The organism is Propionivibrio limicola, from assembly GCF_009469695.1.
GTDB lineage: Bacteria > Pseudomonadota > Gammaproteobacteria > Burkholderiales > Rhodocyclaceae > Propionivibrio > Propionivibrio limicola.
This window is the reverse complement of the sequence record NZ_SSSR01000025.1, coordinates 1-13,946: the sequence shown is the minus strand read 5'-3', so window position 1 is coordinate 13,946 and position 13,946 is coordinate 1. Positions and strand designations below refer to the sequence as shown.

The following is a 13,946-nucleotide window of genomic DNA, read 5'->3' as shown; positions in this document are numbered from 1 at the left end:
TGAAAATCATGCGGTTTTGACGGCCGCTCGCTATACTTGCAGCTTCGTTTTGCGAGATTCACCATGCAGCAGCAGAAAATTCCCGAACTGGTTTGTCCGGCCGGCAGTTTACCGGCGCTCAAGGCCGCCATCGATAGCGGCGCCGATACCGTCTATATCGGCTACAAGAACGACACCAACGCCCGTAATTTCGCCGGCCTCAATTTCGACCGCAAGGCGATGATGGAGGGCATCAACTACGCGCACGCACGTGGCAAGCACGTGTTGATGGCGATCAATACCTTCCCGCAACCGGGGCGCGAGGCCGATTGGCATGCGGCCGTCGATGGTGCGGCCGATCTCGGCGTCGATGCCGTGATCCTGGCCGACATCGGGCTGCTCGACTACGCCAGCCGGCGCCATCCCGATCTGCGCTTGCACCTCTCGGTACAGGGCTCGGCGACGAGTTACGAGGCGGTCAATTTTGCGCAGCGCGAGTTTGGCATCCGGCGCGCGGTGTTGCCGCGTGTCTTGACGCTGGCACAGGTCGAACAGGTGATCAAAAACACGTCGATCGAAATCGAGGTGTTTGGTTTTGGCAGCCTGTGCGTGATGAACGAGGGGCGCTGCTGGCTGTCGTCCTACGCGACCGGCGAGTCGCCGAATACCGTCGGGGCCTGTTCGCCGGCCAAGTACGTCAAGTGGGAGAAGGCGCCGGGCCAGATGTCGACGCGGTTGAACGGCATTCTGATCGACCGCTACGGCGACAATGAGGCGGCGGGCTACCCGACGCTCTGCAAGGGACGGTTCGAAGTCAATGGTGCGACCTATTATGCGCTGGAAGAACCGACGAGCCTGAATGTGCTGGAGATTCTGCCGGAGATCGTGAAGATCGGTGCTTCGGCCATCAAGGTGGAAGGGCGCCAGCGCAGCCCGGCCTATGTCACACAGGTGACGCGCACGCTGCGCGCGGCGCTGGACGAACTGGCCCGCGATTTCGACCATTTCAAGGTTAAGCCGGCCTGGCAAACAGAACTCGGCAAGGTCTCCGAAGGTGTGCAGGCGACGCTTGGCGCCTACAACCGGCCTTGGCGATAATCAATCCTCGGGGCGGCCTGCTCGCCGCCCGTTCTCCGCTTTTTGGTAAGTCGCTTTATGAAACTAGCTCTTGGCCCCCTCCTCTTTTTCTGGCCGAAACAAAAGGTTCTTGATTTCTATGCCGAGATGGCGCAGTTGGACGCCCTCGACATCATTTACGTCGGCGAGGTCGTTTGCTCGCGGCGTCAGGAATTGCGCGTGGCCGACTGGATCGCTCTGGCACGCCAGCTTGCCGATGCCGGGAAAGAAGTCGTCGTCTCTGCACAAGCGTTGTTGCAGTCGGAAAGTGACCTCAAGGCGTTGCGCCGTCTTGTCGACGAGGCCGGATGCCGGATCGAGGCCAACGATCTCGGGGCGGTCAATCTGGCCGCCGGCCGGCCGTTCGTAGCCGGGTCGCACCTGAACATCTATAACGCCGCGACCTTGGCCACCTACCATCGTTATGGCGCGCAACGCTGGGTGCCTCCGCTGGAGGCCAGTCGGGAAATGATTGCAGCGCTGCACGCGGCGCGGCCGGATGGTGTGGAGACCGAGGTTTTCGTTTTCGGGAAGCTGCCGTTGGCGTTCTCCGCACGTTGCTTTACGGCGCGCCACTATAATCTGGTCAAGGATGACTGCCAGTTCAAGTGTCTGCTGCATCCGGAAGCCATTACGCTGAAAACCCGCGAAGGCCAGCCGTTTCTGGCGATTAACGGCATCCAGACGATGTCGGCGCACACGTGCAATCTGCTCGCGGCGGTACCGGATATGCTGAAGATGGGCATCGATATTGCGCGTATCAGTCCGCAACCGGTGCATACGCCGGAAATCATCGCCGCGTTTGATGCGGCCCGGCATGGTGAGTCGAAACTTCCCGACATGGCGGGCTGGGCCGAGAACGGCATGGTGGATGGTTACTGGCATGGCGAGCCGGGCATCGCGTCGCATATTGCCCGGCAGCAAGCCGATTGATGAGATTTGCAAGGAGTTTGAGTATGTCCGAAAGTCTTTCCCCCTCGTTGCTGGTGACGAACTTCTCCATTCCGAGTTTCCGGTTGCCGGCACTCGTTTCGCGCATCGGGCGCCGGCTTCCGCAATGGCCGCACGCCGTGGCGCTGACCGCCGCGCTTAATGCGGCTACCCGCATGAAAGTGTTGCCAGCCGACAGTCTGGAATTGCTCGAAGGCCGCACTTTTCTGATCGAAGTGCTCGATACGGGGGGCGTCGCCTGCTTTGCCTATCGCGGCGGTTATTTCCGTCCGCTGTTCTCGGCGCCGGATGCCCCGGATTTGGCCTTCCGCGCCAATCTGTCCGCCTTCCTTCAGTTGGCCGTGCGGCAAGAAGATCCTGATACGCTGTTTTTCAATCGGGCGCTCTCGATCGAGGGGGATACCGAGCTTGGGTTGATCGTGAAGAACATGCTGGACGCGATCGAGTGGCCGGCGCTTGGCCCTTTCATCCGGGGCGGGCGCTCATATTGAAGCAGGGGAAAAGGCCGATTGGTTTAACCGTGACGAGATAAAAAAATAGGCAGCCGAAGCTGCCTATTTTTTTGCTGGTGCGCAGTCTGTCTGTTAGAGACCGAGCAGGATGACAGCCGCCACGATCGTGCTGACAAAGGCTACGCCATAGGTCAGCAGCTTGCAGCCGGTGCCGGCGTGAACGCCGAACTCGTGCAGCGAGTGGAAGATGCGGTGCGCGGCGTGCCACATGAAGAGCGCGATAACTGCAAAGATGAAACCCTTGCCCAGGATGTTCTGAGCAAAAGCCAGCATCTTCGCGTAGCTCATCGTGTCGGCCGGGAGCAGCAGGCCGAGCGGAATGGCGAGGCCGGTGATGAAAACCAGCATCGGGCCGAACAAAGCGGCAAGCATGCCGCCGCCACCAAACAGGCCCCAGAAGATTGGCGCGTTCGAACGTTTGCGAATCTTGGTGTTCTTCATGCTGCGATCCTCCAAACGAAACCAAGCAGGGCCAGTGCGGCAGCAACCGCAGCTGCCAGACCGGTGTTGACCATGACCTCCGGAGCAACCTTCTTGCCGTTAACGACCATCGGCGGCATGGTCAGCGGGAAGAGCTTGAACCACGTGAAGGCGTGGTAAGCAATCGCCGCCAGGAAGACGACGTGCGCCACCAGCGAGAACGGGCTCTTGAGTGCTTCGAGCCAGGCGTTCCAGGCGGCTTCGCCCTGCCCAAGACGGACGAGGCCGCACAGCAGCGTCAGCGCGTAAGCAGCAACGAAAACGGCGGTGCCTTCATGAATCATGTACTCGACGAAGTGGGGGTTTTTTTTCCACCACCCGTCCATCGAACGAACGTAAGGACGACGCTTGCTCACTTGGAACCCCCTTTTGGCGACAGGAAGCGCAGGAAGTAGTCCTTCGCTGCATGGATTTTGTTGACGTTGACGGCATTGCCCGGATCAACGTGCTTCGGACAGACTTCGGAGCAGTAGCCGACGGCGCTGCAGTTGTAGACACCGTCTTCGGAGGCAAGCAGTTCCATCCGCTGTGCCTGACCACCGTCACGGGAATCCATGTTGTAGCGGTGGGCGAGCGCGATGGCGGCCGGGCCGATGAAGTCGGGGTTGAGGCCGACTTGCGGACAGGCGGCATAGCAGAGCGTGCAGTTGATGCAGGACGTGTACTGGATAAACTCGGCGAACTGCGACGGCGTTTGAATGTACTCGCCCTGCTCGAGCGTACGCGGCTCTTTCGGGATGATGTACGGCTGGATGGCTTCGAGCTTTTCCATGAAGCCTGACAGGTCAACGACCAGATCCTTTTCGATCGGGAAGTGTGCCATCGCTTCGATACGAATCCGGTTCGGATAGTAGTCACGCAGGAAGGTTTCGCATGACAGCTTCGGTACGCCGTTGATCATCATGCCGCAGCTACCGCAGATCGCCATCCGGCATGACCAGCGGTACGTCAACGAGCCGTCGAAGTTGTCCTTGATGTACTGGGCGCCCTGCAGAACCGACATGTCGTCGGTAAAGGGAACCTTGTAAACCTGCGAGTGCGGCTCCTGATCGGATTCGGGGTTATACCGCAGAACCTCGATTTCGATGATTTTCTGGGTGTCAGACATTGGATGCTTTCCTTTCCTGGTCTGCTTGTTCACCGGCCGCGCCATACACGCGCGCTGCGGGTGGGGACTTGGTGATCTTCACATCGCCGTAGGTGATCTTCGGCGCGCAGCCCGGAACGTAGAAAGCGTCCGAGTGCTTGAGGAAGTTGACGTCGTCGCGTTCCTTGTAGGCACCGTTCGGGCCGTCGAGACGCTGGTGGGCGCCACGCGATTCCTTACGGTTGACGGCGGAGTGCGCCATGGCCTGAGCAACGTCGAGCTGGTAGTCGAGCTCGATGGCGGACAGCCAGTCGGTGTTCCAGACCGAACCCTTGTCGTCGATGGTGATGTTCTTGAAGCGCTCACGCAGCTCGGCGATCTTGTCGCAGGTTTTCTGCATGGTTTCTTCAACGCGGAAGATGCCGCAGCCTTCTTCCATGGCCTGGGCCATTTCCTTGCGGATGGTGGAGATGCGCTCGGTGCCGCCGGTCTTGTTCTTCAACGCGCACATGCGGGCTTCAACTTCCTGGGCCTGCTTGAGCAGGTTGGCCGAATTGCCCGGGGTGACGTTGCGGATGTAGTTGACGGCATCTTCGCCGGCAGCGCGACCAAAGACGAGCAGTTCGGTCAGCGAGTTCGAGCCGAGACGGTTCGCCCCGTGGATACCGACGCTGGCGCATTCGCCGACGGCGTACAGGCCGGCGAGTGACGTGGCGCCCTTGCCGTTAGTCTGGATACCGCCCATCGTGTAGTGGACGCCCGGGCGAACCGGAATCGGATCCTTGGCCGGATCGAGACCCATGAAGGTTTGCGCCATTTCATAGATCAGCGGCAGGCGCTCGTGCAGATAGGCTTCGCCGAGGTGACGCAGGTCGAGGTGCACGACGGAGCCGAGCGGACCTTCAATGGTGCGACCTTTTTGCTGCTCGTACCAGAAGGCCTGCGACACGCGGTCGCGTGGGCCGAGCTCCATGTACTTGTTCTTCGGCTTGTCCTGCAGCGGTCCGAGACCATAGTCCTGCAGGTAGCGGTAGCCGTCCTTGTTTACGAGATAACCGCCTTCGCCGCGACAGGCTTCGCTGAACAGCAAGCCGGTGACCGGCATGCAGGTCGGGTGATACTGGACGAATTCGAGGTCGCGCAGGGCGACGCCGTGACGGTAGGCCAGTGCCATGCCGTCGCCGGTAACGATCCCGCCGAGGGTGCTTTCGCGGAACACGCGGCCGGCACCGCCGGTAGCGATGATGACCGATTTGCCTTCGATCAGCGTGAATTCGCCGGTGGCCATTTCAACCGCGACAACGCCTTGAACGCGGCCGTCTTCCTCGACGAGGTCAACGCAGAAATATTCGTCGAAGCGCTCGATCGATGGATACTTGATCGAGGTCTGGAAAAGGGTGTGCAGGATATGGAAGCCAGTCTTGTCGGCAGCGAACCAAGTCCGCTCGATCTTCATGCCGCCGAAAGCGCGCACGTTGACGTGACCGTCTTGCGTACGGCTCCACGGGCAACCCCAGTGCTCAAGCTGGATCAGCTCTTTCGGCGCATTCTGTACGAAGTATTCGACGACGTCCTGCTCGACGAGCCAGTCACCGCCACCTACCGTGTCATGGAAGTGGTAGTCGAAGCTGTCGGTCGGCTTCTTGACGCCGGCTGCGCCACCTTCTGCCGCCACGGTGTGGCTGCGCATCGGGTAGACTTTGGATACCAGTGCGATTTTCAGTGAAGGGTCAGCTTCGGCGACAGCGATTGCTGCACGCAAACCGCCTCCACCACCGCCCACGATTACTACGTCTGCCTTGTAAATTTCCACGCCTAATCCTTTCTCGCTTAACGCGAAGTTTGCTACGATCAGCGCAACTTAAACCCCGGAGAAAACATACCGGTGCTTGATGCTAAAAACAGCTGGCGATTATGGCTTTTTTTTCACAGGCCAGCAACTTTAGGCGCATCTTGCTGTCTTTTTATGGTTGTTTGGTAAGGGTTTGCGGAGCAGTCGGTAAATAGGCCGGTGTGTAATCTTGAGTCGCCAGTCACGCAGAAATGCCGAACAGCGTGCGCGAAGTGCGAGACGTGGCCTCGGCAATCTCGCTGAGCGAGGTCTGGCGTAGTTCGGCAAGCGTCTCGGCAATTTTCGCAAGTTCCACGGGCGAATTTCGCTGCCTGTCGAGCCAGCAGGGGGGCATGTCTGGCGCGTCGGTCTCAAGTACGATGGATTCAATCGGCAGCTCGGCGGCAAGCCGCCGGATACGGGTGGAGCCTGGAAAGGTCATGGCGCCGCCGAAGCCAAGTTTGAAACCAAGGCGGATGAATTCGTCAGCCTGCTGACGGCTACCGTTGAAAGCGTGGGCGATACCCCGGCGCAGTCCAGTTTTGCGCAGGCATTTCAGCACGTGGTCGACGGCGCGACGCACGTGCAGTAACACCGGCAAATCAAATTCGCGGGCAATTTTCAGCTGCTCAACGAAAAACAGTTCCTGGGATGCGGCATCCGTACCGGGGACGTAAAAATCGAGCCCGATTTCGCCGACGGCGAGCGGGGGGGTGGGGCTCGCCAATTCATCCCGCAACCATTCGCGTGTGTGAATCAGTCCGTTCGCGCCGGCTTGGGCAACGTAAAGCGGATGAATTCCATAGGCCGGATAGCAGCCGGGGTAGCGTTGGCAACAATCGCGCACGGCGGCGAAATTGGTCGGGGCGACGGCCGGGATGATGATCGCGCTGACGCCGGCGTGTTGTGCGCTGTGTAATACGGTGTCGCGGTCGGTGTCGAATTCGGGTGCATCAAGGTGGCAGTGAGTGTCGATCAGCATTTGCATGCTCCGCGCAATGGAGTCGGGCCAGCATACTCACTGCGTTGGCCGGGCGCTCCCTGAGAAAGGTTTGTAACACCTGCTCAGGGAGAATGCCAAGCGCTTGATTAGCGGCTGCGCAGGCTGACCTCGGGTTTCCGGCCGGCCATAATGTCGGCGAGCGCCGCGCCGGACCCGCACGCCATCGTCCAGCCGAGCGTGCCGTGCCCGGTGTTGAGATACAGATTGGACAGTTTCGACTGGCCGATGAAGGGGACGTTCGAAGGCGTCGAGGGGCGCAGGCCGCACCAGAATTCCGGTTCGCCCGCCGGGCGAAGTTCCGGGAACAGCTGGTGGGTGCGACGGATCAGCGCCTGGCAGCGGATCTTGTTCAGCTCAAGGTTGTAGCCGTTGAACTCAGCGGTGCCGGCGATGCGGAGCCGCTGTCCAAGCCGGGAAAATACCAATTTGTGGCCATCGTCGGTCATGGCGACGGAGGGGGCGACGCTTTCATCGGAGAGCGGGATCGTTGCCGAGTAGCCTTTGGCCGGATAGACGGGGAGGTGGATTCCGACCGGGCGCAGCATGAGCGGCGTGTAGCTGCCGAGCGCGACGACGTAAGCGTCGGCCTTGAGTTCTTCCTGGCCTTCGGCGGTCTTGACGACGGCACCGGTGATCTTTCCGCCGGCAGAGCTGAGGCGTTCGACGGTGGTGTCGTAGCGGAAGGTCACACCACGTTCGCGGCAGAGGGTCGACAGGTTGTACGTGAATTTTTGCGCGTCTCCCGATTCATCCTCGGCCGTGTAATCGCCGCCGACCAGAATCGGCCGCGTCGCCTTGAGGGCGGGTTCGATTTCCACGCATTTGTCGGCGTCCACGGTACGCCGGTCGCAACCGAACTCGCGCAGGGTTTTGGAAGCTTCGACGGCTGCCGCGAACTCCTTTTCGTCGGTATACACGTGCAGGATGCCGCGTTCGAGGTGGTCGTACTCGATGGCCGTTTCGTCGCGCAGCTCTTTCAGCTTGTTCCGGCTGTACAGGGCCAGCAGGACGATGTCGCGGATGTTCGTGCGCGTCCGCCCCGGCGTGCATTCGCGCAGGAAGCGCCAGCTCCAGTCGAGCAGGGCGAAATCGGTCGGGCGCAGCCGGAAGAGCAGCGGCGCATCTTCGCGCCCCATCCAGGAGAGGGCGCGCATCGGAGCATGCGGGTTTGACCACGGTTCGGCGTGGGAGACGGAAATCTGGCCGCCGTTGGCAAAACTGGTTTCGAGAGCGGGGGCGGGCTGACGGTCTACGACGGTGACTTCATGACCTGCCTTGGCGAGATACCAAGCACTGCTGACGCCAACAACGCCGGCGCCAAGAATCAAGATTTTCAAAACTACTCCTGTTCACGAATGATGCGGACAACTTCGGGGATCCGCCGCAGACCGCGCATGAGTACGGCCAGGTGCGGACGCCCTGAAACCTGGATCAGGAAGTGCAACTCGGTGAAAAGCCCCGGCCTTTCCTGATCCATGTTGACATGGTCGATATTGGCGCCCGACTGGGCGATGCTGGACGCCACACGGCCAAGAACCCCCCGGATATTCTTGACCGTGACGCGGATGCGGACGTCGAAAAATTGACCGGGATCCGGCTGCCAGTCGACATGAATCCAGTTTTGCGGCTCGATGCTGCCAAGGCGCCGGATCGTCCTGCACGAATGGGTGTGGATGACAAGCCCGTGGTCCTTGCGCAGTACCCCGATGATGGGGTCGCCGGGAATCGGGCGGCAGCACGGCGCCAGCTCGATGGCGGTGCCTTCCGTGCCGCGAATGACGAGCGGCGTGGCGAAGCCTTCTTCTCCGTGGGGTACATCGTCCTGGTCGGCGAGGCGTCGCGCGACGACGGGGGCGGCACAATAGCCAAGGCCGATATCGGCGAAAAGATCGCGCTTTGTTTTCTTGCCGGCGTGGCGCAGTTCCCGTTCCCAGACGGCCTCGGGGATGGCGGCCGGGATGACGCCGATGGCGCGCAGCTCCTGATTGAGCATGTTTTCACCCAGTGCACTCGAACTGTCTTGCTGGATGGTGCGGAGGAACTGGCGGATCTTGCTGCGTGCCCGGCTGGTCTTTACGTAGGATAGCCAGGCCGGGTTGGGCGTTGCGTGTGGTGCGGTGACGATCTCGACCTGGTTGCCGCTTTCCAGTTCGGCCGAAAGCGGGATCAATTCATGGTCGATGCGTGCCGCGATGCAGCGGTGGCCGATGTCGGTATGCACGGCATAGGCGAAATCAATGACGGTCGCGCCGCGCGGCAGCGACAGGATTTTGCCCTTGGGGGTGAATACATAAACTTCGTTCGGGAAGAGATCGACCTTGACGTGCTCAAGGAACTCCGACGAATCGCCGGCCGCGCTCTGCAGTTCGAGCAGTGACTGCAGCCATTGGTGCATCTTGATTTGCAGGTCGCCGCCGCCGGTATCGCTATCCTTGTACAGCCAGTGCGAAGCGATGCCTTCCTCGGCCAGTCGGTGCATCGCCTCGGTACGAATCTGGATTTCGATCGGTGTTCCGTACGGCCCGATCAGCGTCGTGTGCAGGGACTGGTAGCCGTTTTCCTTGGGGATGGCGATGTAGTCCTTGAATTTGCCGGGGACCGGCTTGTACCTGGCGTGCAGCGCGCCCAGCGCCAGATAGCAGGTGGGAATGTCGTGCACGATGATGCGAAAGCCATAGATGTCGAGCACTTGCGAGAAGCTCAAATGCTTTTCGACCATCTTGTGGTAAATCGAGTACAGGCTTTTTTCGCGCCCGAAAACGCCGCCCTCGATGTGAGCCTCGTTCAGCTTGTTCCGGATGCCATCGAGAATCTTCGTCAGCAATTCGCGGCGGTTTCCCCGCGCGGCCTGTACGGCGCGCGAAAGCACCTGGAATCGCATCGGGTAAATGTGCCGGAACGACAGATCCTGCAGCTGCCGCGAGATGTTGTTGAGGCCGAGCCGCGTGGCAATCGGCACGTAGATTTCGAGCGTTTCACGAGCAATCCGGCGGCGCTTGTCCAGCCGGATTGGCCCCATCGTTTGCAGGTTGTGACGCCGGTCGGCGAGCTTCACCATGACGACGCGCAGATCGCGCGCCATGGCCATGAGCATCTTGCGGAAATTTTCGGCTTGCGCTTCCTGGTAGGACTGGAACTCGATCTTGTCGAGTTTCGACAGACCGTCGACAAGGTCGGCTACCTGCTTGCCGAAATGATCGGTGATTTCGGCCTTGGTGACGGAGGTGTCCTCCATCACGTCATGAAGCAGCGCGGCAATGATCGCCGGCGCATCCATGTGCCATTCGGCGAGAGCGCCGGCGACAGCCAGCGGATGGGTGATATACGGCTCACCGGAGAGCCGCGTCTGTCCCCGGTGGGCTTCGTCGCTGAAGCGGTAGGCTTCCTGGATGTGCTCGATATCTTCCGGACTCAGATAGTCCAGAGAATCGATGAAAACCCGGTACGCCGGATCTTCACTCAGATAAGCCGGGGTGGAGAGGCCGCTTTCTCGCTTTTCAGGCGAAGGCCCCGCGCCGGAAGGGGCATCGGGAATGCTGGCCGGGGCGTTTGCGTCCACGTTGTCTCACCGCTCAGCCATGGCGTGGAGTTCTGCCGGGTCAGGCTTGGCCGCGGTTGAGCACTTCAAGGCCGTATAACCCTTCGGCCAACTCGCGCAGGGCGATGACCGTCGGCTTGTCACGTCCCGGTTCGACCATCGGCGAAGCGCCGGCCGTAAGTTGGCGGGCGCGATAGGTCGCAGCCAGTGTCATCTGGAAGCGGTTCTCGATGTTATTCATGCAGTCGTCGACGGTTACTCGTGCCATTGTGGTGTTCCATAAAATCGGTTAAAGCAGCGCGTCGAACAGGGTTGCGTGTCGTTCGCGCTGGGTCGCATAGCGGAGGCGGGAGGCGCTGACTACGGATTGCAGGTCGCCTAAAGCCTGTTGCAGATCGTCGTTAATAATAACATAGTCAAATTCGCCTACATGCCGCATCTCGTCTCGTGCGGCGGCAATGCGGCGGGCGATCGTTTCGGCCGAATCGGTGCCGCGACCGTCGAGCCGTGCTTCCAGCGCCTCCATTGAGGGCGGCAGGATGAAGACTCCGATGGCTTGCGGGAATATCCGCCGCACCTGTTGTGCCCCTTGCCAGTCGATTTCGAGCAGGACGTCGTTGCCCGCGGTCAGCGCGTCTTCAATCCAGCGTCGGGACGTTCCGTAATAGTTGCCGTGGACTTCAGCCCACTCGAGGAACTCGTTGTGGTGGATCATGTCGAGAAAGTGCGGGACGTCGACGAAGTGATATTCGCGCCCATCGACTTCTCCGGCGCGCGGCGCACGCGTGGTGCTGGAGATCGAAAGCCGGATTTGTCTGTCTTTCTCCAGCAGGAGGCGAACCAGCGTCGTTTTCCCGGCTCCGGAGGGGGCGGCGACGATGTAGAGATGACCGGTCATGATGGCGAACTCGCGTGATGGCGGGGACAGGATTTTACCCGTGAATAGGCACGGTAGACGACGTCTGGCGTTAAGCAGAGAATGGGGCTGATCTTCCACTGCACTGTGAATAGTCTCTATCGGGCGATGTCCATGAGAAAACCGCTGATCTTCGTTATGTTCTTTCTCGCTGTGTCGTCCTCCGCGTCTGCGGCGCCGGTCAAGATGGTCGGCTTTGACGACATGACGTGCGGCGCCTGGAAGGCGTCAAAGGGCGACCCGGAGCAACGGCGGATGTTTGTGGCCTGGGTTCGCGGTGTGCTGACCGGGCACAACTACGCCCGGCAAAGCCAGCAGGTATCGGCCGTGTCGAACAGCACCGTGGAAAATTTCGTCGACCGCTATTGCACCGAGATGCCGCAGGGCGACTTTGGCGAGGCGGCACTGCGCATGACGGACCGCTTCTCCGGGCGCAACGAGGCTATTGCTAAGTAGGGGTGTTTGTCCTGCGTGAGGCGGCGCGGAGTTCGACGGCCGCGATGCGGCGTTCTAGCTGTTCCAGGTGGCTGGCGATCGCCTGCACGCCTTCACTGAATTCAGTGAGTTGTTGTTTCGTGGCCACTTGCCGGTTTTCCTGCGCGACGTATTCGGCCACGTTGCGTGCGAGGTTTTCCGTCGAGCGCGCCTGCCAGTTGGCAAGCTGACGGCCGCTTTTAACGAGACGGCGGGCCACTATGTCACCGGTGAAGTCGGCAAGGTCGGCCTCGATATCCCAACGCAAATGGCGGAAAACGAAACCGAGATTCTCGGCGAATTCGGCCGGACCGCTGATGTGAGCCGCCGAGAACAGCGAGTTGCGGTCGAGCAGCATCCGTACCGGGGCGTCGGCCGGGAGCTGGATGGTCACGCTGGCGGCCGTGACGTCGGTGGCTTGCAGTCGCCCCTCGGCGCTGATGCTGAACGGGAAGGCGAGCGCCCCCAGCTTCAGACACGCCGTCTGCCCGGCAAAGGGCTTGAGCCGGTTACGCGCCCACTCCTCGTTGGCCAGCAGGTGATTGAGGCCGGCGAGGGCCAGCTTGAGCAACATTCGGACTCGCTACCGTCAGAACTTGAACCCGCGATGCAGCGCGACGACGCCGAGCGTCAGGTTGAAGTAATCCACATTCTCGAAGCCGACCGACTCCATCATGTTCTTGAGCGTTTCCTGATCCGGGTGCATGCGGATCGATTCGGCGAGGTAGCGGTAACTGGCCTCGTCCTTGGTGATGATCTCGCCGATGCGCGGGATGACCTTGAACGAATAGAAGTCGTACAGCGGAGCCAGCGGTTTCCAGACGTGCGAAAACTCAAGCACCAGCAGGCGGCCACCCGGGCGCAGCACGCGGTACATTTCAGCCAGCGCTTTGTCCTTGTGCGTCATGTTGCGCAGGCCGAAAGCGACGGTGACGCAATCGAAATAGTCGTCCGGGAACGGCAGTTTTTCGGCGTCGCACTGCACGGCAGGGATCAGGTATCCCTTGTTGCACAGCCGGTCGCGGCCGTTGGTCAGCATGGCATTGTTGATGTCGGTCAGCCAGACTTCGCCACGCTTGCCGACGCGCTTGGCGAAGGCGTGCGACAGGTCGCCCGTGCCACCGGCGACGTCGAGCACGCGCGAACCTTCGCGCACGCCGCTGCGGTCGATGGTGAAGGCTTTCCAGAGACGGTGCAGGCCGCCCGACATGAGGTCGTTCATCACATCGTAACGGTTGGCGACGGAGTCGAAGACGCCGGCAACGCGGCGGGCTTTTTCGGCTTCGGCGATCTGTTCGAAGCCGAAATGGGTCGTGTTTTGCGAATTCATGGCACGGGTAAGCCGGTAAGGGAATGAGGTGGGACGTTCAGCGCTTGATGCCGCACTTGGGCGTTGGCTTGGGCGGCGGTGGCGGGCATTTTTCCGGATCGCGGCTGGCCCCTTCGGCTTCCAGACGGTCGAGGTAGCCCTGCCACAGCTGGTCGCGGTTGGCGCCGAACCAGTGCAGGAGATCCCAGGAATAAAGGCCGCTGTCGTGGCCGTCGGAAAAAACCGGCTTGATGGCGTAGTTGCCGACCGGCTCGATGCGCTCGATGTTCACGTCGCGTTTGCCGATCTGCAGCACTTCCTGTCCCGGTCCGTGGCCCAGCGCTTCGGCGGACGGGCTAAAGACGCGCAGGAACTCGTAACTGAGTTCAAAATGATCGCCGTTGTCGAACGTCAGCTCAAGCAGGCGGGACTGCTGATGCAGTTTGATTTCGGTGGGAACGGGGGTGTTGGGACTCAGGCCGGCCATGATGCTCTTCGTGAAAAACGGACGCGCTATCATAGCGCAAACTGTTCTCTCCGGCCTGAGGCGGCCGTTTGCAGGGCAATCGCACCAAACCCGAAATGCCACCGTCGTGAACATGCCAAAATAGCCGTTCACAATCAATCAGTTACAAAGGGGCTGTTCACAGGGCGTTGATTTGTGTAGTTTTCTGTCTTTTTGGGTGGCGTATGGAGACGGAGAAAGCGGCTACGGCAAATCAACGAGTCTCGCTGACGGAGGTCTTTTCG

The 13,946-nt window shown here is 60.6% G+C and carries 16 protein-coding genes; 4 read left to right on the top strand and 12 right to left on the bottom strand.

What is annotated here, in order from left to right:
• Nucleotides 1-63: 63 nt before the first annotated feature.
• The 3 genes from ubiU to ubiT are packed head-to-tail and all read left to right on the top strand — an operon-like array spanning nt 64 to nt 2,537.
• Nucleotides 64-1,077, top strand: coding sequence for a ubiquinone anaerobic biosynthesis protein UbiU (ubiU, locus tag GH659_RS13545; protein ID WP_153111972.1), 1,014 nt, complete (start codon nt 64-66; stop codon nt 1,075-1,077).
• 57 nt (nt 1,078-1,134) lie between these two features.
• On the top strand, nt 1,135-2,028 hold the full coding sequence (locus GH659_RS13540) for a U32 family peptidase (protein ID WP_153111971.1): 894 nt from the start codon (nt 1,135-1,137) through the stop codon (nt 2,026-2,028).
• 23 nt (nt 2,029-2,051) lie between these two features.
• Complete coding sequence (ubiT, locus tag GH659_RS13535; RefSeq protein ID WP_153111970.1) at nt 2,052-2,537, top strand: ubiquinone anaerobic biosynthesis accessory factor UbiT; 486 nt, start codon at nt 2,052-2,054, stop codon at nt 2,535-2,537.
• A 93-nt stretch (nt 2,538-2,630) separates the two neighbouring features.
• Here the strand turns inward: ubiT and frdD are convergent, their stop codons facing one another.
• The 9 genes from frdD to gmk all read right to left on the bottom strand — a co-directional run bounded on the left by frdD (nt 2,631) and on the right by gmk (nt 11,395).
• A complete protein-coding gene (frdD, locus tag GH659_RS13530) occupies nt 2,631-2,999 on the bottom strand; it encodes a fumarate reductase subunit FrdD (RefSeq protein WP_153111969.1) in 369 nt (122 codons plus the stop codon).
• Entirely contained in the window at nt 2,996-3,394 is a 399-nt protein-coding gene (locus GH659_RS13525; RefSeq protein WP_153111968.1) for a fumarate reductase subunit C, read from the bottom strand. Before GH659_RS13525 ends, frdD begins: the two co-directional genes overlap by 4 nt.
• The gene (locus GH659_RS13520) at nt 3,391-4,146 is read right to left on the bottom strand and encodes a succinate dehydrogenase/fumarate reductase iron-sulfur subunit (RefSeq protein WP_153111967.1); all 756 of its coding nucleotides are present in this window, start codon (nt 4,144-4,146) and stop codon (nt 3,391-3,393) included. The genes GH659_RS13525 and GH659_RS13520 overlap by 4 nt, the downstream gene beginning before the upstream one ends.
• A complete protein-coding gene (gene frdA, locus GH659_RS13515; protein WP_153111966.1) occupies nt 4,139-5,938 on the bottom strand; it encodes a fumarate reductase (quinol) flavoprotein subunit in 1,800 nt (599 codons plus the stop codon). Before frdA ends, GH659_RS13520 begins: the two co-directional genes overlap by 8 nt.
• Nucleotides 5,939-6,158: 220 nt before the next feature.
• Nucleotides 6,159-6,938 (bottom strand): TatD family hydrolase, encoded by a 780-nt coding sequence (locus GH659_RS13510; RefSeq protein WP_153111965.1) that lies wholly within the window; start codon nt 6,936-6,938, stop codon nt 6,159-6,161.
• 107 nt (nt 6,939-7,045) lie between these two features.
• The gene (locus tag GH659_RS13505; RefSeq protein WP_153111964.1) at nt 7,046-8,296 is read right to left on the bottom strand and encodes a D-amino acid dehydrogenase; all 1,251 of its coding nucleotides are present in this window, start codon (nt 8,294-8,296) and stop codon (nt 7,046-7,048) included.
• A gap of 2 nt (nt 8,297-8,298) precedes the next feature.
• The gene (locus tag GH659_RS13500; RefSeq protein ID WP_153111963.1) at nt 8,299-10,518 is read right to left on the bottom strand and encodes a RelA/SpoT family protein; all 2,220 of its coding nucleotides are present in this window, start codon (nt 10,516-10,518) and stop codon (nt 8,299-8,301) included.
• A gap of 40 nt (nt 10,519-10,558) precedes the next feature.
• Nucleotides 10,559-10,765 (bottom strand): DNA-directed RNA polymerase subunit omega, encoded by a 207-nt coding sequence (gene rpoZ / locus GH659_RS13495; RefSeq protein ID WP_153111962.1) that lies wholly within the window; start codon nt 10,763-10,765, stop codon nt 10,559-10,561.
• A 21-nt stretch (nt 10,766-10,786) separates the two neighbouring features.
• Nucleotides 10,787-11,395, bottom strand: coding sequence for a guanylate kinase (gmk, locus tag GH659_RS13490; protein WP_153111961.1), 609 nt, complete (start codon nt 11,393-11,395; stop codon nt 10,787-10,789).
• 132 nt (nt 11,396-11,527) lie between these two features.
• On the opposite strand from gmk, the gene GH659_RS13485 reads away from it, so the two are divergent.
• On the top strand, nt 11,528-11,869 hold the full coding sequence (locus GH659_RS13485) for an HdeA/HdeB family chaperone (RefSeq protein ID WP_246167860.1): 342 nt from the start codon (nt 11,528-11,530) through the stop codon (nt 11,867-11,869).
• On the opposite strand, the gene GH659_RS13480 is transcribed toward GH659_RS13485, so the two are convergent.
• From GH659_RS13480 to GH659_RS13470, 3 genes are read right to left on the bottom strand one after another with little or no spacing between them, the layout of a single operon-like run.
• The gene (locus tag GH659_RS13480) at nt 11,862-12,461 is read right to left on the bottom strand and encodes a ubiquinone biosynthesis accessory factor UbiJ (protein ID WP_153111960.1); all 600 of its coding nucleotides are present in this window, start codon (nt 12,459-12,461) and stop codon (nt 11,862-11,864) included. The genes GH659_RS13485 and GH659_RS13480 overlap by 8 nt on opposite strands.
• 15 nt (nt 12,462-12,476) lie before the next feature.
• The gene (gene ubiE / locus GH659_RS13475; protein ID WP_153111959.1) at nt 12,477-13,217 is read right to left on the bottom strand and encodes a bifunctional demethylmenaquinone methyltransferase/2-methoxy-6-polyprenyl-1,4-benzoquinol methylase UbiE; all 741 of its coding nucleotides are present in this window, start codon (nt 13,215-13,217) and stop codon (nt 12,477-12,479) included.
• A gap of 37 nt (nt 13,218-13,254) precedes the next feature.
• Entirely contained in the window at nt 13,255-13,683 is a 429-nt protein-coding gene (locus tag GH659_RS13470) for a gamma-butyrobetaine hydroxylase family protein (RefSeq protein WP_153111958.1), read from the bottom strand.
• Nucleotides 13,684-13,946: the final 263 nt, after the last annotated feature.